Here is a 25,022-nt window from a genome sequence, read left to right as displayed (position 1 = left end):
TGACTGATTATACATATCAGCAATATGGAATTTTCGGGGGAGTTGTTACGACTGTTTCTGGGCAAATTCCAGAGAAATAGTAAAACAAATTATGACGGAGCTGTACCATAGCGGACTGCGCTCAATGATGGTAACTGCGACAGCTTTCATCTGAAGTATGTTCCGGTAGAATCAATCCGCAGGGTGGTTTGAGCTTGGTATTTCTGTTACCGTCAATACCGTTGTTACCAAAGATGGCTCCATATGCAAAAATGATATTCCCAATTTACTAGCGCTTTCTCCAGCGGATATGCAGAATAATTTGATATTGGCCTTTAAGATTAGGACGCGCAGCTCAGGCCATCCGTTTAGAAAACTATATTGATACACAGTATGAACAGTATTTCAACGGAAGTTGCCCCTTTGTGATATTGACCCCGACCATTACCCCAAACGGATGTATTTATGCTTGCTGCTGTTTCGGCGATGCGGAAGTCAATTCCAGTGATCTCATAGGATATTGTGGAAATGCCAATGAAGAACCCTTTGAACAGATTTATTACTGTTTAATTTGCTTGCAACCCAGGACCTCTCGAAATTTACCGTCGTGTAAAAGAAAGAATGCCACAGCTCTATGAACCAATCTTCTCGAACCCATGTAGATGTGTAATTACTTATACGGCAGTGAAGAGGTGGGGGAGGCTGTATATCAAGTAATGCAGATTTGATTGAAGCGGTTTCGTAGTTAACAATAATTACCCGCACAAGTTCCACGGTCTGCTGGCGCGGCGCCGGCAGAGAATAACAACTTGAGCCAATGCAGGCGCGATTTTAATCATACTAACACTGTGGAGCAGTTTAAGGGATTTTTATTAAATCCTCCAATCTAATAAAGCTTTTTCAATGGGTGGGTGCGAAGAATTTGCGCCTCACATTTTTGTGAAAAGCAGCAGGGCCTTAATTTACATAATTATGAACCTTGTGCATTTCATGGTAGGATTATGTGTGGAGGACATAGAATTAGCTTATATGAATCCAACTGCAAAACGGAGTGTGCAATGCAAAGGCCCCTGGTGATTTTTACCGCCTTATATATGGCAGGTGTTTTGCTGGGTGATTTGACCGGTTTCAAGGTTTCAGTCGCCTTAGCCCTGGCTGTTGGCTGCTTCCTGGTTGCTGTGGCAGGTTATACTTTCGCCTGGCGGTACAACCCGGGGGTTATTTTAGCGCTTTTTCTTCTGTTAGGACTGGCTTTTTCCCGGCTTTCCATCGAAGAGAGCAGGACCCCCCTGGTTGATTACGCGGGACAGCAGGTAACTTTGATCGGTCGTTTGGTCTCCGGAGCGGATTTAAGAAGCGATAAGGTCTTTTATCTTTGCGAGGCCAGGGAATTGGTTAAAGGGGGTGAGCGGAAACCGGTCTGCGGACAGGTGCGCCTGTCCGTAAAGGACGTCGAGCAGTTATATAGCTACGGTGATCTGCTTAGAATCACCGGCCTGTTGTATCGCCCGGATCCCCCCGGCAACCCCGGCGCTTTCAATTACCGGACCTACCTGGAGCGACAGGGTGTCTGGGTTACCCTTTCCGTCAACAACAAGAATTCCGTAGAGAAAATTGGCGAGGACGGAGGTAATCTGGTGGGGCGGTTCGCCCTGTGGGTCAAGCAGAAGCTTTCGACCGCTGCAACCTATACACTCCCGCCCTCTGAAGCGGCGGTTTTAAACGGAGTGGTTTTCGGAACCCAGGGGCTGATAGACAGGGAAACACGGGAAGCTTTTAATGAAACAGGTATAGTGCACATCCTGAGCGTTTCCGGCCTGCATGTGGGCCTGTTGCTGGCCGGTCTGGTTTCTCTTTTCGGCATGCTGAAGATTTCGCCGGGCCTGACCGCGCCTCTGGCCACCCCGGTTTTACTTTTTTACGCTATTATGACAGGTATCAATCCGGCCGTTATGCGCGCCACCCTGATGGCGCTGCTTTTTCTTTGGGCGCGCCACCTGGGCCGCGATCAGGATTGGCCCACCACTCTCGCTTTGGCCGCACTGGTTATCTTGCTCTGGAACCCCTTACAGATTTACCACCCAGGCTTTCAGCTCTCTTTTGCGGCGACCTGGGGTTTACTTTATCTGAGCCCGCTGCTTGCGAAATTTTTCATAGAACTGTTTAAAGGAATTTCTCCAACAATTGCGCGGGCTGCGGCCCAGGGTATCGCTATTCCCCTGGCGGCGCAGCTTGCTACCATACCGCTGGTGGCCTGGTATTACAACCTTATCTCACCCGTTTCCATCCCGGCCAACCTGCTGGCCGTCCCCCTGGTCGGATTGATCCTGGCCCTCGGGCTGCTGGCGGCGGGACTGGGCCAGGTCTGGCTGCCGCTGGCCGGTCTGGTCAACGCTGGTACCGTCATTGTGGTGGACCTGTTCCTGGGTTTGGTGCAATTCTTACAGCAGTTGCCCGGTGCGGTAGTATATCTGGCTACGCCGCCGGCTCTTTTGGCCGTGGCCTGGTATGGCGGGCTCCTTTATGCGGCCGGTGCCGCTTACACTGAATCCGGTTCTCCGGCACGGCAGAGGCTGAAAAGCTGGGCTCCGGCAGGCGCCGCTCTGGTTTTGGTCCTGCTCATAATCTGGTGGCCCTGGCCGGGCGGCAAAAGGATGGTGGTGCATTTCATTGACGTGGGGCAGGGTGACAGCATTCTGGTGCAGACGCCCGGCGGTAAAAATATGCTGATTGATACCGGCGGCAGGCGGGAGGAATTCCAGACCGGTACCGGCACTGGTGACCAGGTAGTGGCGCCCTACTTGAGGAAGATAGGGGTGAACCGGCTTGATGCGCTCGTGCTGACCCACCCGCATGAGGACCACTGCGGGGGAGCGGCATATCTGATTAACAACTTTCCCGTGGACCTGGCGCTGGTATCGCCTGTAGGTGGCGGGACCTTGGATGGTGAACCCGCGTCAACTGACCAACCAGCTGGCGGCGTTGCTAACGGCACAAAGAAAACAGGCGAGGAGGCACCTCCAGCCTACATCGCATTGTTGAAAAAGATGATCGCAAGCGGAATCCAGGTGCAGGCGGCCGGGTCAGGGGATATATTGCGGCTTGACCCGGAGATATATATAGAAGTGCTGTGGCCGGAAGAAAATGGGTCCATAGGAGGGGCCGAATTAAACAACGCCTCCCTGGTTTTAAGGTTGACCTATGGCCACAGCTCGTTTATTTTTACCGGTGATATAGAATTGGAAGCCCAGCAGAAAATGCTTCTCAGTGGCGAGGGCCTGAAGTCGGATGTGTTCAAACTGCCTCACCATGGCAGCCGCTCCCTGTTGCCTGAACTGGTTGACAAGGTAAATCCGTACATTGCCGTTATAACCGTAGGAGCCCACAACACCTTCGGCCACCCTGCGCCATCCACCGTGGACCTGTTGTACCAGGAAGGCGTCACGATTTACCGCACCGACCAGGACGGCGCGGTGATTATGGAAACGGACGGGAACAGGATTGAGGTTAAGACGGGGAAAAAGAGCAGCTAAAGCTTTGTAGACGGAATAAGGTTTTATTATGGGATGCTACATGATATGTAAGAATTTTTTGTCAGGCAGTGAACCGTGCATTTCTGTTTCTGAGCTACTCGGTTTTGCTAAGCCAAGCTACCCCATGATAGGCCAGCGAGACCTCACCAGGCTTGGGAGCCTGTCCCTGCTGATGATGCTCGCAGTGGATGCGGTATACGGAAAGGCCGCCTGGTCAACAGCGACCGGTTCGCGGGGAGCAGTCCGGCCAAGCAAAGCAACCTGATAAGGATCATTGTAATGGTCGCTTTCCGCTCATTTTGCTACTTTGGACTGGTGGCGTTCCTTCCCCTTTATTATCAGCAACAAAATATATCTTTGATTGCCGGAAGTCATTACTTGTCTCTGATGCTTTTTGCCGGTGCTGTGGGAGGGTTGATTGGCGGATATATTTCTGATATTATTGGGCGCAAGCCGGTAATTGTTGACTCATTAATTCTGGCTACCCCACTGTTATACCTTTACTTGAACAGCAGCGGAGCTTTAAGTTATTTTTTAGTGATTCTGGCTGGTACGTTTCTCCTGTCTTCTTTTTCAGTGACCGTTGTATTAGCTCAGGACATATTAAAAGAAAATAAGGCAATGGCGGTTTAATGCTGGGCTTTACAATCGGCCTTGGGGGACTGGGAGTGGCTTTGATAGGATTACCCGTTGAATACTGGGGGATTAACACGATTATACATCTATTGGTACTATTTCCTCTGTTGGCGGGGTTAATTGGTATAACTATAAAAGACGATTACCATAAAAGAGCCCGCAAGCCAAAAAGACTTTTATTACAAGGAGATTGATATTGCCTGATTGAAAAATAGATGGTACTCACAATTCAAATATATGTGGATAAAAGGGGGATAAGTCGTGTCGGAAAGTTTTATTCAGGAAATGTTTGCTGAAAGGATCGGGGGCTCGAACTTCGGTAAGGATACGGTTATTTACAAGTTCGAAAAGATTAAACGCGCTAAAGATGCAGCCAGAAAAGCTCATCCAGGTGTGGAAATAATCGATTTGGGAGTAGGGGAACCCGATGAAATGGCTGATATGGGAATTGTGGACAAGTTGGCGGAAGAGGCCGCAAGGCCTGAGAACCGGGGATATTCCGATAATGGGATCCAGGCGTTTAAAGTAGCGGCGGCCAAATACATCGAGAAGGTCTACGGCGTAAAAGGTTTGAATCCCGAAACGGAAATAATACACGGTATCGGTTCAAAACCGGTGCTGGCGATGCTCCCGGCAGTGTTTATAAACCACGGTGACATTACTATAATGCCGGTGCCTAATTATCCGGTGCTGGGAACTCTGACCAGGTGGTTTGGCGGCCAGGTGGTCAACCTTCCGATAACGCCGGAGAACGAGTTTCTACCCGATATAGAGTCTCTCGATGAGGAAACCTGTAGAAGGGCCAAGCTGTTGTACCTGAATTATCCCAACAATCCTACCGGGGCAAGCGCAACCAGAGAGTTTTTCGAAAAGGTAGTGCGGTTTGCCAAGGAAAAAAACATCATAGTAGTTCATGACGCCGCTTACGCCGGGTTGACGTTCGACGGGGAGAAACCTCTGTCTTTCCTGTCGGTTGAAGGGGCCAGGGATGTGGGGGTTGAACTGTTCTCCTTGTCCAAGGCGTTCAACATGACCGGCTGGAGGCTGGCGGCGGTCGCCGGGAACGAGTTGATTATAAAAGGATTTGGCGCCGTAAAGGACAACAACGACTCCGGCCAGTTCGCCGCTATACAGAAAGCTGGGATTTACGCCCTCGAGCACCCCGAGATTACAGAAAAAATCAGCGAGAAGTACTCCAGAAGGCATAATATGTTGGTATCAGCATTGAATGAAGTTGGATTTAATGCCAGAAAGCCAAAAGGATCATTTTATCTTTATGTAAAAGCACCCAAAGGCATAAAGGGTGGCAGAAGGTTCGATAACGCCGAAGACTTTTCGCAGTACCTTATCACCGAAAAACTTATCTCAACCGTCCCTTGGGATGACGCCGGCAGTTATGTCCGCTTCTCAGTAACCTTTATAGCAAACGGTATCGAGGAAGAGAAAAGGGTTATTGACGAGATAAGAGACAGGTTTTCAGATGTGGAGTTCGAGTTTTAATCTCGATCTTATTAATGGTCCGAAACTTTATATTCGGTACTTGATTATTTTTATAACGAAAGAGATGGAGATTTTCTTGTGGAAAAATACTCTCCTTAAATAATGTTGAATGTTTTCGGAAAGTCATAATTGACTATCCCCAAGCCCTCCAGCGAGGGCTATTATTTTTTCACCCCCTAAAGCAATGGGAGCGAAAATAGTTGATATTATTAGTAATTGCTAGATATATTTACATATTTATTTTCATTGGCTAAAAATAAGCAAATATAACTATTGACTTTTCTGAAAGGTCCCCAAAATCAAAGTGATGGTATTATTTACCATTAATTCTGATTGGGGGTTTTTTCTATGCTTTTATCTTGTCGCTCTCACTACCAGTACCAACAATTCCTCCGCGGGTGGATCCCGCTGCTTTGGGCCGGGGATCCATGCAGGGTTGAGTCGTTTGCAGAACCTTTGACCAAGGTCTGGCTACTGGATCTGGACCCTGCCATACCACTGCTTTCGCAAAAGTACCCGAGTTTTGGAAGGCCTGTCGAGTTTGAACCTGTCGATCTCCTGCGCTCTCTTATATTAATGAGCGATATGAAGGTTTTTGGTATTACTGAATGGGTTGACAAGCTGCGTTCTGATAAATTATTGGCTGTCCTCTCGGGTTTCGATCCCGGCAAAACTCCTGGTGTCGGCACTTTCTATGACTTTATTGACCGCTTCTGGCTTGAGGATGATACCAGTCAGGCTGAACGGCGTAAGCGGCTGAGAAAGCCCTCTAGAAAACCGTCTAAAAAGCTTAAGGCCGGTGAAAAGTTGCCGGTAAAACATCCCAGGGTAGTGGATAAGCTTGTTGAACAGGCTATGGATGGCCGCGAGCCTTTTCCCGCCCGCCCTGAGAGGTTGATCCAGGAGGTCTTTGGCGTTGCTTTGGGCCCCAAGGGCTTTCCTATGGTTTTCTGGGGCTGCCAAAAAAAACCGTAACCGCTTAAAGTGGCACTGCCCCAAGGTTGCCGGCAAAAGGCTTGTTAAGACCAGGCTTGTTGTGATGAGCCGTGTTCGCCATCCGCCTACGGCCGCACGGTTTACACCAAGCCGCATGGCGACCTGCGCTTTTTTACCGCCACTCCCCGCGGCTCTGAGGCGTGGAAGTCTGTTTATAAGCTGCGTTCCGGCTCGGAACGTTCCTTCTCCCGCAAAAAGAAGGACTATGACCTGGAACGCTGCCGGGTAAGGAGCCTTAAGGCATGGTATTGGCGGACCCACTTCGCTGCCATTAATCAACACCTTGATGCCTGGGTGGAGCAATATGAAAATCAGGATTTTGATATCTGGCTTGAGGCACTGGGCGCCTCGCTGAAAGCAGCTTGAAAGCTTGTTTGCAAAGCTTCCTCTCAAGCCCATTTACCTTTAAAAATGTATCTTTTTAAAGGCCTGGTTTTTTATTGCCATTTTTAGATGGTATTATTTACCTGTGAAATCTCTTTGTCTCTTCTTCACCCTCCTGCTGTGCTTCTTTTCCTGTAAATACGTTAAATGGAATGTTCACCGCCTTTTACCTGGTGCTTTTTAACTTTTTCCGAGATACTCAATGTTCACTAATTGTTGATTCAATAAATTAGGTAAAAATAATGTATGTTATATTAGGGAGGGAGGTGAGATATAAGTTAATAAAACAATAAGGTTTTCTTGTTCCAGCAATCAAAGGAATCAGGGTGAACGATATGCTGCATAAAGGGGGGGGAGAAACCATGATTTCCACAGTAAGCACCGTAACAACGGCTGCCGCGAGCACGGCTGCCACAGCCACATCCTTAGTGTCCGGGGTTGGCGTGATTGCCACGATAACTTTGATCGCAATGCTTATCACTAAGGAGCTGGCGGGGGTGGCCGCGGTGAATTCATCCGCTCCGGAACTTATCCTGCCTGGTGCGCTGGATAGGGTCTTGAATGTTGGTATCATACCACTGTTGATGGTTTTTGTGTCCATCGTAGTCGTCAAAATTTTGAATGTCCTCTAACAGCGGAAGAATTATATGGTTTCAAGTTGCGGCAATGGTGAAGGCCCGGCTGTTATACGACAGCCGGGCTTATTACTATGGAAGCTTGTACGTATATATTTTTTATTTCAAGGACGATATAAGCACAGGTAGAGCAGTACAGGTGGAGAAAATAGAAACGGATGGTAGCAATATTGAGGTTGAGACAGGGAAAAAGAGTTGAAACTGGAAAAGTATGGATTGAAACAGGTTTGGTGAAAAAAAGGAACAATTTTATAGCGGCTTTTGATTGACATTTTTCAAAGCCTTGTTATAAGATAAATTCAATCCAAATATTGATATACGTTGTTGTATTTGACCTTACAAACGGCAAAGATGCCAGTGACGCACTTGATCACTGGCGTTTTTATTTTTCAGGAAATTAAAAGGAGAGTTTGTTGTTTATGAAATCATAGAGGGTGTTCTTCGACCAGGGTAAAGTTCTTCCGGAGGCCATAGTCCAAAGACAGTAATATAGCATTATCTCTAGCTAGGCGATATCAAAAAAACTTGAGAAGAGGGTAATTTTATGGAAAAAAACAATATGGAATTAGAGCAACTTGTCTCAATGTTACCCTTTCTTGCCAGGTTGACCGGTGGTTTTGCGTCTGTTACAGACTTTTCAGGGCGAAGAATATGTATGGTAGACGCAAATGGTCAGGAGGTTGGAGAACTGGCTGGACAAGTATGTGAATTAGCCAGGGAGGCGGCGCAAGCCGGCCGGCCTTTGGCCGGCCTGTCCCGAATTGTGGATCGGGCAGGAGACTGGGCTTTTCCGATTGGGAACTATATATTGACTTGCAGCAACGACGAACGGGTTAAAAAAGAGCATAAACTGCGGGCTTCCCTGGAGAGGGCTTTGCCGATGATAGCCCGTGTGGCCGGGGGTGAAGCGGTACTATTTAATGAGAAGGGCGAGAGGTTATTTGTCTATAACGCTGAAGGAACGGAACGGATTCAATATAAAGGCAAGACGAGTCAGCAAGCCCGCCAGGCCATTGAAGCCTTTGAGCCGGAAGTCGGCAAATCTTTTTCAATCAGTGGCGCTATGGCGGTCCGTATCCCCATCACCGAGAACTTTGGTCTTGGCTTTAACAATGAAAAGTCAACTCGCCAGCAGCAAAAGCTTTATGAAGAAGTTAAAAGACTGCAGCAAACCCGCTTTACTTTTGACGATATCATCGGGGAAACTGAAGCCATAGTTAAAGCTAAACATATGGCTAAATTTGTGGCAGATGGTTTCTCCTCAATTCTTCTTTACGGTGAAACGGGTACGGGTAAGGAAATGTTTGCCCAGTCGATTCATAATGCCAGTGAACGCTGTTGCCGGCCTTTTGTGGCGCTGAACTGTGGGGCCTTGCCGGCCTCTTTAATTGAAAGCAATCTTTTTGGTTATGAGGAAGGCGCTTTTACTGGGGCGAAAAAAGGTGGCAGCACCGGTGTTTTTGAGCAAGCAAATGGCGGCACTATTTTCCTTGACGAAATCAGTGAAATGGAAATCAGCCTTCAGACTAAATTGTTGCGTGTTCTTCAGGAAAGAGAGGTTGTACGTATCGGGGGCGGCAAACCTATTAAGGTTGACGTGCGAGTTATCGCTTCGACTAATAAAGAAATAAATTACTTGATTTCTGAGGGGAAGTTCCGTGAGGATTTGTTTTACCGGCTGAACGTAATCCAAATAAAAGTCCCTCCTTTAAGGGAGAGGGTTGAGGATATCGCTTTACTGGCAAGTCATTTTGTACAGCAATACAATAAAACCTTTGGTAAATTTATTGAAGATATAGCCATTGAGACCATGAAGATACTGCAGAGCCACCATTGGCCGGGGAATATAAGGGAACTGCAGAACTGTATTGAGTACGCTATGAATATGGTAAAGCATGAGGAAAAAATTCTTTCACCAAAGCATTTGCCTGCATATCTGCGATCGGGAGCAGGGGGCGCCAAAGAATCTGTAGTAGTAGAGATCCAGACCGGGGGAAATAATTTAAACGAAGCTTTACGTGAAACTGAGAGGGCTGTGATCAAAAGAACCCTGGAGGTCGAAAAATATAAAAAAGTAAAGGTAGCCCAAGTGTTAGGTATCAGCACCACTACCTTATGGCGTAAGATAGCCGAGTATGGACTGGAAAAAGAGGCGGAGTGATTGAGACTCCGGGACAATTATATGAATTATGGAGTATTCTATTACAATATTGAAACTAAATATTTCAATATTGTAATATTGCTTTTCTCCTGAGATTGGGTGTTTTTGTGGGGATATGAGCTGACTATTGCAAAATTGAAATCAAAAGGTTGTTTTGCATTTACAGGCAAATTGATTAAAGGTTGTTCTTTTCTGGCTATTACAGGATTATGACACAATATAAAGCCGGTTTTTCCTTTGGCACAGTATTTGCTAGTAATTAAAATAATAACTTGCGTTAAAAGATCACTGTTCGATCGAGTTATACATAAACAGTGAAGTTTAAATTAAGGATGACCTTTTTTTAGTCGATGGAGACTATCATTTCGTTCAAGACTGGAATGAACGAAATGATGGTCTCTTTGTGTTTATAAGGCCTTAGCAGTTGGAGATATCGTGCTTGAACTGCAATGGCGCAGTTAACAGCTCCTTTCACTATGATAATGAATAAATATGTACTTTTTTCTCAATTAAGGGGGGTGAGCCGGATGAGTTTGCTCGATCAACTATGATCGGAAGTAAGTATGAACGGGCAAAAAATATCATTTCAGAGAAATGCGTTGATGGTTTTTCAAAGAAGAGGTGATGGTGAAATGACCCTGAGGGTGGTTGGGAAAAACATAGTCAAGCCCGACGCTTACGATAAGGTTACCGGGCAGGCCCTTTACGCGGGAGATCTGAAAAGGCCCGGTATGCTCTTTGGGAAAGCTGTTCGCAGTCCCTATGCCCACGCCCTGATCCTGTCAATCGACACCGGACCGGCGCTGGATATTCCGGGAGTACAGGCGGTTTTGACCGCACGTGATATTCCCGGTGAAAATCATGTGGGCATGACCGGAATCAAGGACCAGCTTGTCCTGGCGGAAGAGAAGGTCCGTTTCCTGGGAGAGGCAGTGGCTGTAGTGGCGGCCGAAACACAGGAAGCGGCGGAGGAGGCGGCGGGCCGGGTAGCGGTAAAATACCAGGCGCTGCCGGTGATTGAAACACCCGAACAGGGGCTTTGGGACGGTGCTGTAAAGATTTCTCCCGAGGGAAACCTTTGCTGGCACAAGAAAGTGGTGCGTGGCGACTGGGCGGCGGCTGTAGAGGAGGCAGCCGCGGTAGTTAGAGGGGAATACCGCACCCCGAGGGTGGAACACGCCTATCTAGAACCCGAGGCAGTGCTGGCCGAACCTGTGGATGACGGAATTCTGGTCTGGTCTTCCACTAAAAGCGTTCACCTGGACCGCAGGGAGATTGCAAGGATCCTGGGCTGGCCGCTGGAACGGGTGCAAGTAACAGCCGCCTATATCGGGGGGAGTTTCGGCGGAAAGTCCGACCTGCCCTTGAACTGTATGGCGTCCCTGCTCTGCTGGAAGACGGGGCGGCCGGTTTCAATGACTCTTGAAAGGGAAGAAAGCATCCAAACAACTACTAAGAGGCATGCCTGTGTATTAAGGTATATCCACGCGGCAGACGCCCAGGGAAGGCTCATCGCAGTAAGAATGGAGGCAATCGGTGACGCCGGGGGGTATGTAGACTATACCGCTTCGGTCATGCAGAGGATGATTATCCATGGGGCGGGGCCGTACCGGGTGCCAAACGTCTGGCTGGAAGGATGGGGAGTGTTGACCAATAACCCGGTGTGCGGGGCCATGCGCGGCTTTGGGACGCCCCAGGTGGCCTTTGCCTGTGAGCGACAGATGGATCGCCTGGCCGGGAAGCTCGGTATTGACCCGGTTGAGTTAAGGATGAAAAATGTTTTGAAAAAAGGTGACATTTTTACCACCGGTCAGGCGGTGGACCATGAGCCCGGCTTGAAAGAAGGGCTGCTCAAAGCAAGGGAAATAATGGCCGCCTTTCCGCCATCACCAAGCCATCCGGAGGAAAAAGCGGCCTGGGGATTGGCCTGCTTCTATTACGGGAACGGCAGAACCGGCATGGGGGATGAAGGGGTGGCCACCTTCCGTCTCCTGGAGGACGGCAGGGTGCAGGTGGCTGTAGGATCGCCCGACATCGGCCAGGGCTCCGGCACCGTTCTGGTACAGATAGCGGCGGAAGGCCTGGGGCTGGAAATAGACCAGGTAAGTTTTGTCTCAGCCGATACCAGACAGACCCTGGATTCAGGCACCACTTCGGGCACCAGGCTCACCGCCGTAGTGGGTAAGGCCGTCAAGGATGGCGCTGAAGAATGGCGAGGGCTAATGCTCCTGACGGCGGCAACCATTTTGGGGGTGCCTGTGGAAGATCTGCGGTTTGATTCCAGCACAGGGGAACCCAGGCTGGTCAGTTCCAGGGGGTATCTTGGTTTCAGGGAGATATACAGGGAGACCCGGGCCCGGGCTATCAACCTTGAGGTCACCAAAAGTCACACGTATGCGACAACATCTCTGGACCCGGAAAATGGTCAGGGTAGTCCTTATGGCGTTTATACCTACGGGGTGCAACTGGCCGGGCTAAGCGTCGATGCGTGTACCGGGAAAGTTCATTTAAAAAAACTTGTCAGCGTTTTAAACATCGGCCGGCCCATCAACCCAATTTTACTGGAAGGGCAGGTGGCAGGGGGGGTATCCATGGGTGCAGGTTACGCCCTGACAGAGGAGATAAAATTAAAAGAAGGAAAGGTGCTAAACCCCAGATTCAGCAGTTATCTTCTGCTTACTTCCCTTGACATCCCGCCGGTTGAATGCGTTGTACTGCCCCTTAACGACCAGAAAGGCCCCTACGGCGCGGTGGGAATAGGGGAGCCTGCCACCATTTCGGTCGCGGCTGCCATTGCCAACGCCGTTTCCCGGGCCGTGGGAGCGCAGTTTTTTAACCTGCCGTTAAGGCCGGAAGACATAGTCCATAAAACAAAGGAATTGAGAACTAAGAACACGGAGGTCCGAAAAAATTGGTAACTTTAACTACCTGGAATGAGTTTTGGCATGACCGGCCGGTCTACCAGAGGGTGGGAGCGATCATTGGGGTGATTTTGTCCCTTTTTCACATATACACCTCCCTGTTTGGCTGCCTGGACGTCCTGGCGCAGAGGACCATCCACCTGGGTCTTGGCTTGGCGCTTGTTTTTTTAGTCTATTCCAGAGGGGAAAAAAAGGCTGGGGTGAGCTGGATTGACCTTTTGCTGTTAATTGCCCTGGCAGCTGTAGTCGCTTATCTTTTTGCCTTTTATGACTGGGTCACAGCGGAACGCTTCACCATGATCAGTTCCCTCAGCTGGTATGAAATAATCCTCGCCATAGCAGCCATCATACTGGTATTGGAGTCAACGCGCAGGGTTGTGGGAAATGGGTTAGCCGGTATTGGTGTGGTGTTTTTGCTATATCCCTTTGTGGCTCCTTATCTGCCCGGAGTACTGTATTCGACGCCGTCGCACTGGACGGCGGTCCTGGATTTTAATTATCTTTCCCTGGGCGGCATTTTCGGCATTCCCCTGGGCGTGTCGGCCACGGACATAGCCCTGTTTATTATCTTTGGGGCGATTTTGGTGCGTAGCGGCGGGAGCTTTTTAATCAGCAACGTGGCTTCGGCTTTTTCGGGACGGTCGGTAGGCGGGCCGGCCAAGGTGGCCGTGGTGGCCAGTTCGCTCATGGGGACTATTTCAGGCAGCGCGACGGCCAACGTGGCCACTATTGGCAGCGTGACCATCCCCATGATGAAGAAGGCGGGCTATAAAGACAGCTTTGCTGCCGCCGTGGAGGCCGTGTCATCCACCGGAGGGCAGATCATGCCCCCCATCATGGGCGCGGCCGCCTTTGTAATGTCCGCTTTCAGTGGTATTGCTTATTCGGATATCATTATTTACGCCATTTTCCCGGCCGTACTTTACTACCTGAGCCTTTTTGTAACCGTGGATTTGGAGGCCAGGCGCCTGAAGCTGTCAGGCTCGAAGCCGGAAATGACCATCAAGGAGACAATGAAGAATTTCGGACATATGATTATTCCCATCCTTGTCCTGGTTTATTTACTTCTTGTCGGCTACACACCCAGGCTGGCCGGCGGTCTTGGTATCGTCACCGCCCTGGTTGCCTGCCAACTTCGTCCGTCCACCCGTTTAAACCTGCCGACCATCCTCTCCGCCCTGGAAAGCGGCGCCATGGGCATGCTGGTGGTGATAGTTTCCTGTGCCACAGCCGGCATAATCGTGGGGTCGGTGGACCTGACCGGGCTGGGCCAGCGGCTTGGCGCCGCCTTTATCAGCCTGGCCGGCGGGAATTTGCTGATCGGTTTGTTCCTGGCCATGCTGATTGCCATGCTCCTGGGCATGGGGCTGCCTACCACCCCGGCGTACATTATCCAGGTGGCCACTGTTATTCCCGCCTTGATTGCCCTGGGACTTCCCCCGATCGCCGCCCATATGTTTGCCTTCTACTATTCCTGCCTGTCCCTGATTACCCCGCCGGTAGCCGCCGCATCATATACCGCGTCTGCCATCGCCGGGTCCGATGGCTGGAAAACAGGCTGGGTGGCCGCCCGTCTGGGGCTGGTGGCCTATATCGTTCCCTTCATGTTTGCTTATGACCAGTCACTTTTGCTGCTTGGCTCCGCCGGTAATGTTATTGTAAGCGTGATTACCGCTTGTATGGGCGTATTTTGCCTGGCCGTATCCTGTGAAGGCTATTTTAAGCGTGATTTAAACTTGCCGGAGCGGATTGTAGCCGGGATTGCCGCAATTTTATTAATTGTGCCGTCCTGGTGGTTGAGTTCCATAGGTATGGTCCTGATGGCGGGCGTCCTTTTGGCTGCAGTTTACGCACCGGCGAGAGATTGCGCAAAGCGAGATAAATATTAATTAGGGAGGTTGATCAATAACCATGTTTTAAAAGCCAGCTTGTGTGTACGTGTTGAGGAAGTCGGATGGTTAAATTTAAATAATGCCGGGAGGTTAAAAATGTTTAAGAGGACAAAGATTTATAGCATTATAGCGGTTTTAGCGCTGGGTATTTTTCTTATGGCCGGATGCGGCGGCCAGGGCGCTCAGCAGGAAACAGAGCAAAAAGCACAGTCAGGCGCGAATTCGGAGAAATATCAGGTTGCCTGGGGAACAGCTCCCGCTGGTGGGGCCTGGCAGGTAATCGGGACGGCCATGCTTGAGGATGTGACCAAGGCCAATCCAAACATTAGTGGTTCCACCTCTCCTATAGGAGGCTTTGCCAACGTTATCGGAGTATCCGAAGGGAAACTGCAGGTAGCCTTTTCCCTGTCCGCCACCACAGGAGATGCCTGGGAAGGCAAAGGGCCTTTTGAGGAGAGAGGTGAGTTGAAAAATTTCCGTATTTTGGCCACGCTTTTCCCTGAGCCGACACATATAACAGTTCTGGCTGATTCAGGCGTCAACTCTATTGAGCAGCTGAAGGGCAAGCGGATAACCCCCGGGCCAAAAGGTTCGGCTGTGGAACAGGACACCAAGCGGGTACTGGACGCCTATGGCTTGACCTATAATGACTTTCAGAGCCAGATGATAAGTTTTGACGAGGCAGCCCAGCAAATGCTCGACGGGCACATAGACTCTATTCTTTACGGCGCGATGATTTGTCCGGCGCCCAATATCGTAAACGTCAACTCACAAAAGCAGATAAAATTATTGTCCCTGTCAGACTCCGCGATTGATCAAATAGTCAAGTCCAATACAGGCACAATTCCCTACACTATACCCGCGGGAACCTATAAAGGTGTGGATTACCCTGTCAATGGCATCGCAACCCTCTGCAACATTATCGTCCGTGAGGATATGCCCGACGACGTTGCCTACAGCATTGTCAAGACCATAGCAGAGAATTTTGACCGCTATCCCACAGTTGCCAGCGCTATGTCTCTGGCTAAAAAAGAGGAAATGGGCAGGGATATGGGCATACCCTATCATCCCGGCGCCCTGAAGTACTACAAAGAACAAGGCTGGATCAAGTAGCGGCAGGCGCCCATTGTATAGTTAGTTATATAAGCCGGGAAAGACAAGGTAACGGGCCGGTTTTTTTAGATTGCGGCTGGTTGACCGGCCGCAATCTGTTGGTAATAGGCCATGCCCAGTTTCGAAATGGTTTTACGTTTGAACTGCCGGCAAAAAAAGAAGGGAAGGTGAATTGAATATGACGACTGCCGGGGTTGAGCATCTTCAGGGGAATAAAATCCAGCTTACGGTTCTTGTTGAAAACAGCGTGGCCTTTCCGTTTTTGCCCGGCAACTTGCAGGGACTGCTGGGCGAGCACGGCCTGGCCGTGCTGATTGACAACGGGAGAGAGCAAATACTATACGATACCGGAAGGGGACGCACCCTGCTGGGTAATATCGAGCAATCCGGACACAGGGCTGAGAATATCGAAAAGGTAGTGATTAGCCACGGCCACAAGGATCATACCGGAGCGCTGCTGCCCCTGTTGCAGTCCAGAGGAAAAACAGAAGTTTTTTGCCACCCGGGCATTTTTGATGAAAAATACGGGAAAAACGGATCCCGGATGAATTACATCGGTGTTCCTTTCTCAGTGAAGGAGCTGGAAGAAGCCGGCGCGGTATTTAAGTTTAACAGGAAAACACTGGCTGTGAGCGAGAGGGTTGCGCTTTCCGGGCCGATCCCCAGGGTTCATGCATGGGAAGAGGATGAGGGCAGCTTTTTTATAAGGGATGGAGAGACATTTGTACGGGATGGCTTTGAAGATGAGCAGGCGTTGTTCATCCACAGCGATTCCGGCCTGGTTATAGTAACTGGCTGCGGGCATGCGGGGATCATCAACACCATCGAGCATGCTGTTAGCTGCTTTGGCGCCAAAAACATACTCGCTGTGGTGGGCGGCCTGCATCTGTCCGGCGCCTCGGCGGCTCGTTTGGCACTGACTGTCGAACATTTAAAAAGGTTTGAAATTGATAAGTTTGTTGTGGGCCACTGCACGGGTTTTGAAGCTATGTGCCGCTTGCAGCGGGAATTCAAAGAAAAGGTTATGCCTTTAAATGCCGGCGCGCAGCTGGAGTTTTAAATAACCGGGTGCAATTTGCGGGTATGGAAGGAGGTTAAAGAAAAATGAAAATGTTTAATTTCAATTGCCCCAGGTGCGGCAAGTTCTTTTACGGGGACAATACCTTAATCGAGCTTAAAGCGCCCATTCATTGCCCCGGATGTGACAAGTACTATCAGTACGAGGAGTATGTCAAAGTCTCCGAGGGCACAAAGGATACCACTCTGGCCAGACTGAACAAGCCGCTGACAGAGGAAAATATGCTGGATATCATCTATATTCCCAAAAAGTAACCGGTTAAGGAGGCTAATTTTAAATGAAGGACCTGAATTCTTTTCTTGAAGAGCTGGAAGCCGCCTTTCCGGATGAGATAAAGCGGACCGATACGCTCGTGGCGCCCCATAAATATGAGGCTTCGGCCGTAATGGAGTTGTTTGAGAGGGATGAGCGGCATCCCCTGGTCTTATTTAACAACCTGGTCAACTTAAAACAGGAAAACACAGCTTTTAAACTTTTGTTTAACGCCTTTTCGAACATAGAAAAAATGGCCGTGGCCCTTGGGGTGGAGCAGCCGGTAAGAAAATTGATCATGGAAAAATATTACCAGGGCTCCATGAACCCCAAACCCGTAGTCCGTGTCAACCATACCGGCGCCCCTGTCAAGGAGCTGGTATGGCGGGAGCAGGAAGTGGAGCTCGGTGTTTTACCCATCCCCAGGATCAATGAAATGGACGGAGGACCTTACTTGACGCCGATTGTTGTCACCAGGGACGGTGATAGCGGGCGGTACAATATTTCCTGGAACAGGGCGATGGTGATCGACAGAAACCACCTGGGACTGTGGATGTCGCCGCGCCACCTGTGGAGCACTTTTTCAAAATACGAACAGAGGGGAGAGGCTTTACCTATTGCCCTAGTGCTGGGCCACCACCCGGCGTTTTTCATGGCCGGCGCCGGCTTGACCAAGATATCCCAGGACGAGTACGAAGTGGCGGGAGGTGTACTGGGAGAAGGCCTGCGGGTGGTAGAGTCCGAGGCTTTCGGCGGGGAGCTGCTGGTTCCTGCGGATGCGGAAATCATACTGGAAGGTCTGATCCTGCCGGAACGGAGGTCGGTGGAGGGGCCTTTCGGTGAATTTACCGGCTATTCGGGGCCCCAGCGCATTTCCTGGCTGGTGGAGATTAAGGCTGTTACGGCCAGAAAAGGTGGCGCCATCATCAGCGTTTTCGGGGCGCACCAGGAAAACCTGTACGCCCACATGCCCATCCAGGCCGATATATTCCACGACCTGAAGAATATCATGCCGGCTGTCAAGGATATCAGCTGGGTTGATTCCGGCGGCCCGTTAAATATGGTTATCAGCATGGACAAGAAGACCGAGGGCGAGCCGGTCAGGGCGGCCATGGCGGCAATGAGCCTGAGCAACTTCATCAAGCACGTGATCGTGGTTGACGACGACATCGACCCGGGAAACCTGAAGCAGGTCATGTGGGCGTGGTCCACCAGGGTGCAGGCCGACAAAGACATCAATATTATCAAGAGGACCCAGGGCCAGGTATTGGATCCGTCCCTTTCTGAAGAAATTGCGGGGTCCGCTATGATCATAAACGCCACCGTGCCTGTGGGGCAGCCTTACGCCATGAAGGCGCAGCCACCCGAAAGTGTAATTAACAGTATCGGAAAAGAAATTTTTGACCAATTTAAAAAATATTGAGCCCTCCAAGGAGGTATGCCTTATGGCAACTATTGCGATAACGAACATTGGGACGCTAGTCACAGGGGACATTAGCAACCCCTTGCGTAAAGACGACACTATCCTAATCCGGGACGGCAGGATTGCCGGTATCGGCGGGGCTGAAATACTCAAGGATATTGTTGTGGACAAGCTCATCGACGTCAGCGGCATGACCGTGACACCCGGCCTCATCGATTCCCACGTTCACCCCGTACTCGGTGATTACACGCCCCGGCAAAAGACCCAGGATTACCTGGACAGCGCGGTGCACGGGGGGGTGACGACTTTCATTTCAGCCGGTGAAGCCCACATGCCGGGCCGCCCCAAGGATCCGGCAGGCACTAAGGCCCTGGCTATCCTGGCGCATAAATCTTTTGCCAACTTACATTCGTCAGGTTTGAAGGTCCACGGCGGGGCTGTGATCCTGGAAAAGGGTCTGGTTGAAAAAGATTTTGCGGAAATGGCCGCAGAAGGCGTCTGGCTGGTTGGGGAAGTCGGCCTGGGCAGTGTGAAAAAACCGGAAGATGCAGCGCCGATGGTGGAGTGGGCCAAAAAATACGGCATGAAAGTGGCCATGCATACTGGCGGCACCTCAATTCCGGGGAGCTCCACAGTAACGGCCGGCGATGTTATCGCCGTTCAGCCTACTGTTGTTTCCCACGTTAACGGCGGGCCTACGGCGGTAGCCTGTGACGAGATTGACAAGTTAATTAATGATACGGACTTAACCCTGGAAATTGTGCAGTGCGGCAATCAAAAGATTGCTGATTTTACAGTACGAAAGCTTGCTGAAAAAGGCGCCCTGGACAGGGTCATTTTGGGTAATGACGCCCCTTCCGGCTCCGGTATTATACCCCTGGGTATTTTACGCAGCATGAGTTTTCTTGCCTCTATGTCGGAAGTGCCGCCGGAAAAGGTGGTGGCTATGGCCACCGGAAATACGGCCAGGACTTTTGGACTTGAAACCGGACTCATTGCCGCAGGGAAAGAAGCGGACCTGGTAGTGATGGACGCGCCTATGGGTTCGGTGGGAGCTGACGCTTTGGCGGCCCTGGCGGCCGGCGATCTGCCGGCGGTAGCGATGGTGCTGGTGGACGGAGTGGTCAAAGTGACTAAAAGCCGGAACACACCACCGCCCAATCGCAAATACGCGGTAAAATAATTATCTTCCCACATGACAAAGTGAGGTGGGTAAAAGAATGATTGTTATCGATCTGCAGTTGTGCAAAGGGTGCGGGATTTGCCAAAAAGAATGCCCGAATAAAGCCGTCTTTATTGAAAACAAGAAAGCTGTTGTCAGGGAAAACTGCAGCAGCTGCGGAATATGTACCAGAGTTTGCCCCGTTCAGGCAGCGACCAGAAGCGCAAGAAAACAGGGAGCGGTCAAGTGTTCCTCTTGTCCGGTCCAGTGCGAAATTCTGGAAGGCTACCTGGGGGCCTGCCGGCGCTACCAGAACGTAAACGGACAACTGGTGCGCAACCGGAAATTAGTGACCGAAGTGTCTCAGGACGGGCCGTTGATTACCGCGGTGGGAGCGGGAACCAATTATCCCTGCTGCCGGCCGGCGCCGCACATCGTTCAGGACACCGTTGACGGGGTTGAGGTAGTCACGGTGGTTACGGAGGCTCCCTTAAGTTACAGCGGCGTCAAAGTGAAGATCGATACCAATCTTTACATTGGAGAAGAGGGCAGCAAGGTTAAACGTGAAGGCAAGGTAGTAGGTATGGTTGACACGGAAGAGTACGGCTCAAAAATGCTTTCGGTCGGAGGAGCCAACCTTCTAACAGGTCAAGACGGATTCATTGTTGCCCGTACCATTGTGGAAATTGCCAACGGCGAGCGGGTGAAGCTCAAGGTTGAGGAAGGAAGCGCTTTAGAGCTGCAAGTCGGCCATCCACCGGTTATCAACGGGGTGGAAGACACCAAAATGCGGGTCGGCTGCGGCAGCGCCACCATCGGCATGTTTGCGGCCCACCTGAAAGAAGTTGTGGATGAAGCCATCATTCTTGACCATCATGTGGTGGGGCTCCTTTCCGAACACCTGGCCGGCGAGGCGGTGGGCATGTCCTGGAGCGGGGTCATACCGAATGCGCGAAAGAGCACCCGCGGCCGTTATTTTGGTGAACCTGGACATGGCTGGGGCGGTACCAGTATTGAAAACCCGGAGGTCGCCATAAAATCCGTTGATATGTCAGTGGCAAAGGCGGGAATAAAGATTCTGGTTACTGAAACTACAGCCCAAAAAGCTGCTCTTTTCCGGGTGCGAAACGACGGTTCGGTGCAAGAAATTCCCATAACTCCTGACGTGCGGAAAGTTATTGAACTAATTGCCGGCAACTGCGAAAAAGCTATGGTTTCGGCCCTTTACACGGGGGGAACCGGCGGCAGCGCCCGGGCCGGGGTGGCGGCGCATCCAATCAAAGTAACCCAGGCGGTGCATAACGGCGCCGCCAGATTAACCATAGGCGGAGCGCCGGCCTTTGTATTTCCGGGCGGCGGCATCAATTTCATGGTGGATGTGCAAAAAGTTGTACCGAAGGCCTTCACCTGGGTGCCTGCGCCGGCTACCGTCGCTCCGGTCGAATATACCATGACGCGCCAAAAATACGAAGAAATAGGCGGACACATAAAATCCATTAAAAGGCTGAGCGAGTTTAAAGAGTCAAAAGTGGTGTTGACTCGGAAGGAACAATGAGCATGATTACAACCTTGTCCAATGACCGGGTGTTTCTGGATTACGGTCCCATGCAGATGTTGCTGGCAGCCAGCGCCGGCGATCGCGCCATGACCGCCGAGTTACGGCAAGCGGCGGCTTATGCCGTCAAAGTTCTGAAAGAATTAGCTGAAGTGCAAAGCCTGGCTAAGGAAAGAAATACGGCAAACAGGCTTGACCCGGCGGAAGCGCCGTTGGCGTTGAAGTTGATGGTGGAGGCAGTGGAGGTTGCCGGTGATGAAACCCTCACGCCAATGGCGGCGGTAGCCGGAGCCTTTGCCGATATCGTTGCGGATCTGCTGGCGGCAAAGGGCGCGTCAAAGGTTCTGATCAATAACGGAGGTGATATTGCCGTAAGGTTATGCGATGAAGAAAAGACCAGGATCGGATTGACGCCAGGCATCGACTCAACCGGCTTTACTCATGTGGTTAACCTGGCAGGCAAGGGTTGTATCGGCGGGGTGGCCACCAGTGGTCTGGGAGGGCGCAGTTTTACCAAGGGCATTGCCGGCGCGGTGACTGTTTTGGCTCATACGGCCAGGGTTGCAGACGCCTGCGCCACCATTGTCGCCAACCATTGCTTTGCCGTGGACCCGGGCATTATTCAATTGCCCGCGGAGAAAATAGATCCCAACACGGATATACCCGGTCATCTGGTTACGGTTCACCTGGGAAATTTAAAACCGGGGACAAAAGAAAAAGCCCTGGCTAACGGGTTAGCTAAAGCAAAGGAGCTTGTTGACAAAGATGTTATTTATGGGGCGGTAATCTTTTTGGATACCGGGGTAGCCATGGTCCCGGAAGGATTATGTCAACCAAAATAATAAAGGAGGACTGAAAATGGAGATTCGCAAAATTGTCGCTGTGGTGGAAGAAACTCACAAGGACGGAGAAAAAGAGGTTGCCAGGCCAATCCGTAAAGCCGCGGCCATTGCTGTGATCAAAAACCCCTTTGCCGGCCGGTATATTGAAGATTTGACCGAATTGATGGTCGTAGGGGAACAATTAGGGGCGTTGCTGGCCGAACGTGCCGTGAGCGCTTTAGGAATTAAAAAAGAAGATGTCCAAAGTTATGGCAAGGGCGCTATTGTTGGTGAAAACGGTGAACTTGAACATGCCGCCGCTATCCTTCATCCCCGTTTAGGCAAGCCTTTCAGAGAACAGGTCGGTGGGGGCAAAGCTATCATTCCTTCCGCCAAAAAGCTTGGTGGAATAGGGACGTCTTTGGATGTACCGGTTCACTATAAAGACGCGGCTTTTGTACGTACCCACTATGACGCGATGGAAGTCAGGCTGGCCGACGCCCCGCGGAGTAACGAAATACTGGTTGCTCTGGTCGTGACGGATGCCGGACGCCCCCACGCGCGTATCGGCGGATTGCAGAGGGAGGAAGTAAAAGGCGAAGACGGGCTTAGGTAGTAAGGGGGAAAAACGGTGAGGGTAGGTTTTATCGGACTTGGCGCCATGGGTAAACCGATGGCTATAAATATACTGCGTGGCGGATACAGCCTGATTGTCAATCCCCACGTAAATAAAAAAGTGGTACAGGAACTGGTTGCTTTAGGGGCTGTGAGAGCCGCCACACCGAAGGAGCTGGCCGGACAGGTGGATGTGTTGATTACCATGCTGCCGAACGGACCCATTGTTGAAGAAGTGCTTCTAGGCGAACAGGGTTTTTTTGCCGGGGCAAAGCCCGGTTCGACAGTTATCGACATGTCCAGTGTAGCGCCCGGCTTCAGCCGGAAAATGGCCGAAATCGCCTCCAAGCGGCAGTTAAATTACTTGGATGCGCCGGTAAGCGGCGGTGTGAAAGGCGCGACTGAGGGCGCCCTTACCATCATGGTGGGAGGAGCGCCGGAAACGGTGAATCGTTTCCGCCCTTTGCTGGAGGTTATCGGCAAGAAGATTTACCATGTGGGTGACGTGGGGGCCGGTGACGCCGTCAAGCTTGTCAACAACCTTTTGCTGGCTGTCAATATGGCGGCGGCGGCCGAGGGATTCGTCCTGGGAACAAAATTAGGATTAAATCCTCAGACGTTGTTTGACGTAATTAGAGCTAGTTCTGGCGATAGCTATGCTCTCGCGGCAAAAATGCCGCATTTTATCTTCAAAGGAAATTTTGCTCCCGGATTTACCGTCGATCTGCAGTACAAGGATCTGGAATTAGCGATTCAAACAGCAAAAGAGCTTAAGGTCCCGATGCTTTTGACCTGCACGGTTCAACAGATCTTTGAACAGGCACGGGCCGCCGGGCTGGGCCGGGAAGATATCTGTGCCGTGATTAAACCGCTGGAGGAATTGTTGGGTATTGAAGTAAGGTTATAGAGCGCTTAACCGGAAGGTGATTGGTGTTGGATAAGATCCTGGAGCTAGTTGAAAAAAAAAGGTACCGGATTGGCAGTCTAACCTTTGGCGAGACTATTGAGATTGCCTCTGAACTGGATCTGCCCGTGAGCGAGGTTGTCCTGGCGGAGGCCATGTTCCGGAATTCCATGACAAAACAAGAAGTATTGAATGCTGTGATAAACGCTTTTGCTCATAATCTTTATGCTGCTGAAGTCGGTATTACCTCCGGCTCAAGCTTTTTATTCGGTAAAGTAGCCAAAGAACTGGCAGAGCAAAACTTTGCCAGACGCTTAATTGAAGATGATTTGATCAATAGAATTTTAGTTTATACTCTGGCCGCTCAGGTGGGTAACCATTCATGCGGCCTGCAGCCCTGTGCCGGAACAGGAGATTCGTGTACCTATACCGGGTTGTTCAAGGCCTTGAAAGAAACTGTTGAGGATAAGGAAGAACTGGCCAGAGCGGTAGCTGTCATGCTCAAAGTGGGCACCATTTTCCGGGCCGGTAAGACTTCAACCGGCTGCAATATGGAAGGCTTTGGCGCCGGGGCGGCTGCTGCCGCGGCAACCCTGGTGGAACTCCGTAAAGGCTCTCCCCAGGCCATGGCTAAAGCGGTGGTCCTGGCCCTGTCTCCCACCATCGGTAATCCGTGTACTCCCCGGGTAACGGTTGCGGGACTTTGCGCCACTCATATCGGCGGAGGAGTGCTTATCGGCAACCTGGCTGCTAACCTGGCCCTGCATACCAACATTCCGGTCAACGTGCCGGTTGACGTGATGATCGCCATGGCGGCGGCGGTTCATCCCGTATCGGCTCAACACATAGTACCGGTAGTGATTAAATACATGCAGCCATTTTTTAAGACAAATCTTGATGTTGATTACTATGTAAACGGCCAGATTAAAGAACAGGAACAGCAAACAATTAAAGATACCATGGCTTATGCTTTGCATGAGGCCCGTGCTTTAGCGGAAAAAGCAAATTCCATTGTCAAACCTTTTGGCGAGGCCGTGGTTGGAGGCAGCAGCCAGGCTGTGGGTTCGCCCACAAATGCCGCTCGGATTGCCCATGTCTTGGCCAAAGGTGAAATCAAAGGCGTAAAAATTGAGTTGTATCCTGAATTGTTTGCCCGCCGCGGCATTAACGTTCCCGGAATTTTAATGGGGGCGGTCTTAGGGGTAGGCACCGATGACAGCGCGGCCTACCGGAAGATTATGCAGAAGGTTCGAGAAATGAAAATAAATGTGGAAATCCTGCAGGTGGATGAACCCCAGATGCAACGGGTTACTGTACTTGCTGCCGGGCAGAATGCAATGGTGGAGACCCTTAACAGGGGCGGCGCCCGCCTGACGCTGAAAAACGCGAGCCCGTCCCTGCAGGAGGCGCGGAAAGCAGCCAGGCGGTTGGGAATTGTGTTAGTTGACTAGGCTTTACATTG

At 50.8% G+C, this 25,022-nt stretch carries 18 protein-coding genes; all 18 read left to right on the top strand.

Annotated elements, in window-relative coordinates:
• Positions 1-1,037: 1,037 nt before the first annotated feature.
• The 18 genes from Psch_RS04100 (at position 1,038) to Psch_RS04015 (ending at position 25,011) form a co-directional block, all read left to right on the top strand.
• Positions 1,038-3,512, top strand: coding sequence for a DNA internalization-related competence protein ComEC/Rec2 (locus Psch_RS04100; RefSeq protein WP_190239221.1), 2,475 nt, complete (start codon positions 1,038-1,040; stop codon positions 3,510-3,512).
• 195 nt (positions 3,513-3,707) lie between these two features.
• The gene (locus tag Psch_RS04095; RefSeq protein ID WP_243124030.1) at positions 3,708-4,145 is read left to right on the top strand and encodes an MFS transporter; all 438 of its coding nucleotides are present in this window, start codon (positions 3,708-3,710) and stop codon (positions 4,143-4,145) included.
• Positions 4,146-4,409: 264 nt separating this feature from the next.
• Positions 4,410-5,648: an LL-diaminopimelate aminotransferase gene (locus Psch_RS04090; protein ID WP_190239220.1), complete on the top strand. Its 1,239-nt coding sequence runs from the start codon at positions 4,410-4,412 to the stop codon at positions 5,646-5,648.
• Between the two features lie 348 nt (positions 5,649-5,996).
• Positions 5,997-6,623 (top strand): hypothetical protein, encoded by a 627-nt coding sequence (locus tag Psch_RS21055; RefSeq protein ID WP_243123945.1) that lies wholly within the window; start codon positions 5,997-5,999, stop codon positions 6,621-6,623.
• A 767-nt stretch (positions 6,624-7,390) separates the two neighbouring features.
• On the top strand, positions 7,391-7,660 hold the full coding sequence (locus tag Psch_RS04080; protein WP_190239219.1) for a hypothetical protein: 270 nt from the start codon (positions 7,391-7,393) through the stop codon (positions 7,658-7,660).
• 547 nt (positions 7,661-8,207) lie between these two features.
• Complete coding sequence (locus tag Psch_RS04075) at positions 8,208-9,824, top strand: sigma-54 interaction domain-containing protein (RefSeq protein ID WP_190239218.1); 1,617 nt, start codon at positions 8,208-8,210, stop codon at positions 9,822-9,824.
• A gap of 632 nt (positions 9,825-10,456) precedes the next feature.
• Entirely contained in the window at positions 10,457-12,742 is a 2,286-nt protein-coding gene (locus tag Psch_RS04070) for a xanthine dehydrogenase family protein molybdopterin-binding subunit (protein WP_190239217.1), read from the top strand.
• Positions 12,736-14,634 carry a TRAP transporter permease gene (locus Psch_RS04065; protein WP_190239216.1) on the top strand — a complete coding sequence of 633 codons (1,899 nt, stop codon included), beginning with the start codon at positions 12,736-12,738 and terminating at the stop codon, positions 14,632-14,634. Before Psch_RS04070 ends, Psch_RS04065 begins: the two co-directional genes overlap by 7 nt.
• Before the next feature lie 99 nt (positions 14,635-14,733).
• Positions 14,734-15,750 (top strand): TAXI family TRAP transporter solute-binding subunit, encoded by a 1,017-nt coding sequence (locus Psch_RS04060; RefSeq protein ID WP_190239215.1) that lies wholly within the window; start codon positions 14,734-14,736, stop codon positions 15,748-15,750.
• A 178-nt stretch (positions 15,751-15,928) separates the two neighbouring features.
• Positions 15,929-16,810 carry an MBL fold metallo-hydrolase gene (locus tag Psch_RS04055; protein ID WP_243124028.1) on the top strand — a complete coding sequence of 294 codons (882 nt, stop codon included), beginning with the start codon at positions 15,929-15,931 and terminating at the stop codon, positions 16,808-16,810.
• 44 nt (positions 16,811-16,854) lie between these two features.
• A complete protein-coding gene (locus tag Psch_RS04050) occupies positions 16,855-17,082 on the top strand; it encodes a hypothetical protein (protein ID WP_190239213.1) in 228 nt (75 codons plus the stop codon).
• Between the two features lie 23 nt (positions 17,083-17,105).
• Positions 17,106-18,503: a UbiD family decarboxylase gene (locus tag Psch_RS04045; protein ID WP_190239212.1), complete on the top strand. Its 1,398-nt coding sequence runs from the start codon at positions 17,106-17,108 to the stop codon at positions 18,501-18,503.
• Between the two features lie 22 nt (positions 18,504-18,525).
• The gene (locus Psch_RS04040; RefSeq protein ID WP_190239211.1) at positions 18,526-19,686 is read left to right on the top strand and encodes an amidohydrolase family protein; all 1,161 of its coding nucleotides are present in this window, start codon (positions 18,526-18,528) and stop codon (positions 19,684-19,686) included.
• A gap of 37 nt (positions 19,687-19,723) precedes the next feature.
• On the top strand, positions 19,724-21,220 hold the full coding sequence (locus tag Psch_RS04035) for a DUF362 domain-containing protein (RefSeq protein ID WP_190239210.1): 1,497 nt from the start codon (positions 19,724-19,726) through the stop codon (positions 21,218-21,220).
• A gap of 2 nt (positions 21,221-21,222) precedes the next feature.
• Positions 21,223-22,062, top strand: a complete 840-nt coding sequence (locus tag Psch_RS04030; protein ID WP_190239209.1) for a UPF0280 family protein — start codon at positions 21,223-21,225, stop codon at positions 22,060-22,062.
• Positions 22,063-22,078: 16 nt separating this feature from the next.
• A complete protein-coding gene (locus Psch_RS04025) occupies positions 22,079-22,657 on the top strand; it encodes an amino acid synthesis family protein (protein WP_206663719.1) in 579 nt (192 codons plus the stop codon).
• 15 nt (positions 22,658-22,672) lie between these two features.
• Positions 22,673-23,563 (top strand): NAD(P)-dependent oxidoreductase, encoded by an 891-nt coding sequence (locus Psch_RS04020; protein WP_190239208.1) that lies wholly within the window; start codon positions 22,673-22,675, stop codon positions 23,561-23,563.
• A 23-nt stretch (positions 23,564-23,586) separates the two neighbouring features.
• Positions 23,587-25,011 (top strand): L-serine ammonia-lyase, iron-sulfur-dependent, subunit alpha, encoded by a 1,425-nt coding sequence (locus tag Psch_RS04015; protein WP_243123944.1) that lies wholly within the window; start codon positions 23,587-23,589, stop codon positions 25,009-25,011.
• Positions 25,012-25,022: the final 11 nt, after the last annotated feature.

The organism is Pelotomaculum schinkii (assembly GCF_004369205.1).
Classification (GTDB): domain Bacteria; phylum Bacillota; class Desulfotomaculia; order Desulfotomaculales; family Pelotomaculaceae; genus Pelotomaculum_C; species Pelotomaculum_C schinkii.
Note: the sequence above shows the minus strand (reverse complement) of the source record. Positions and strands in the feature narration are given on the sequence as shown.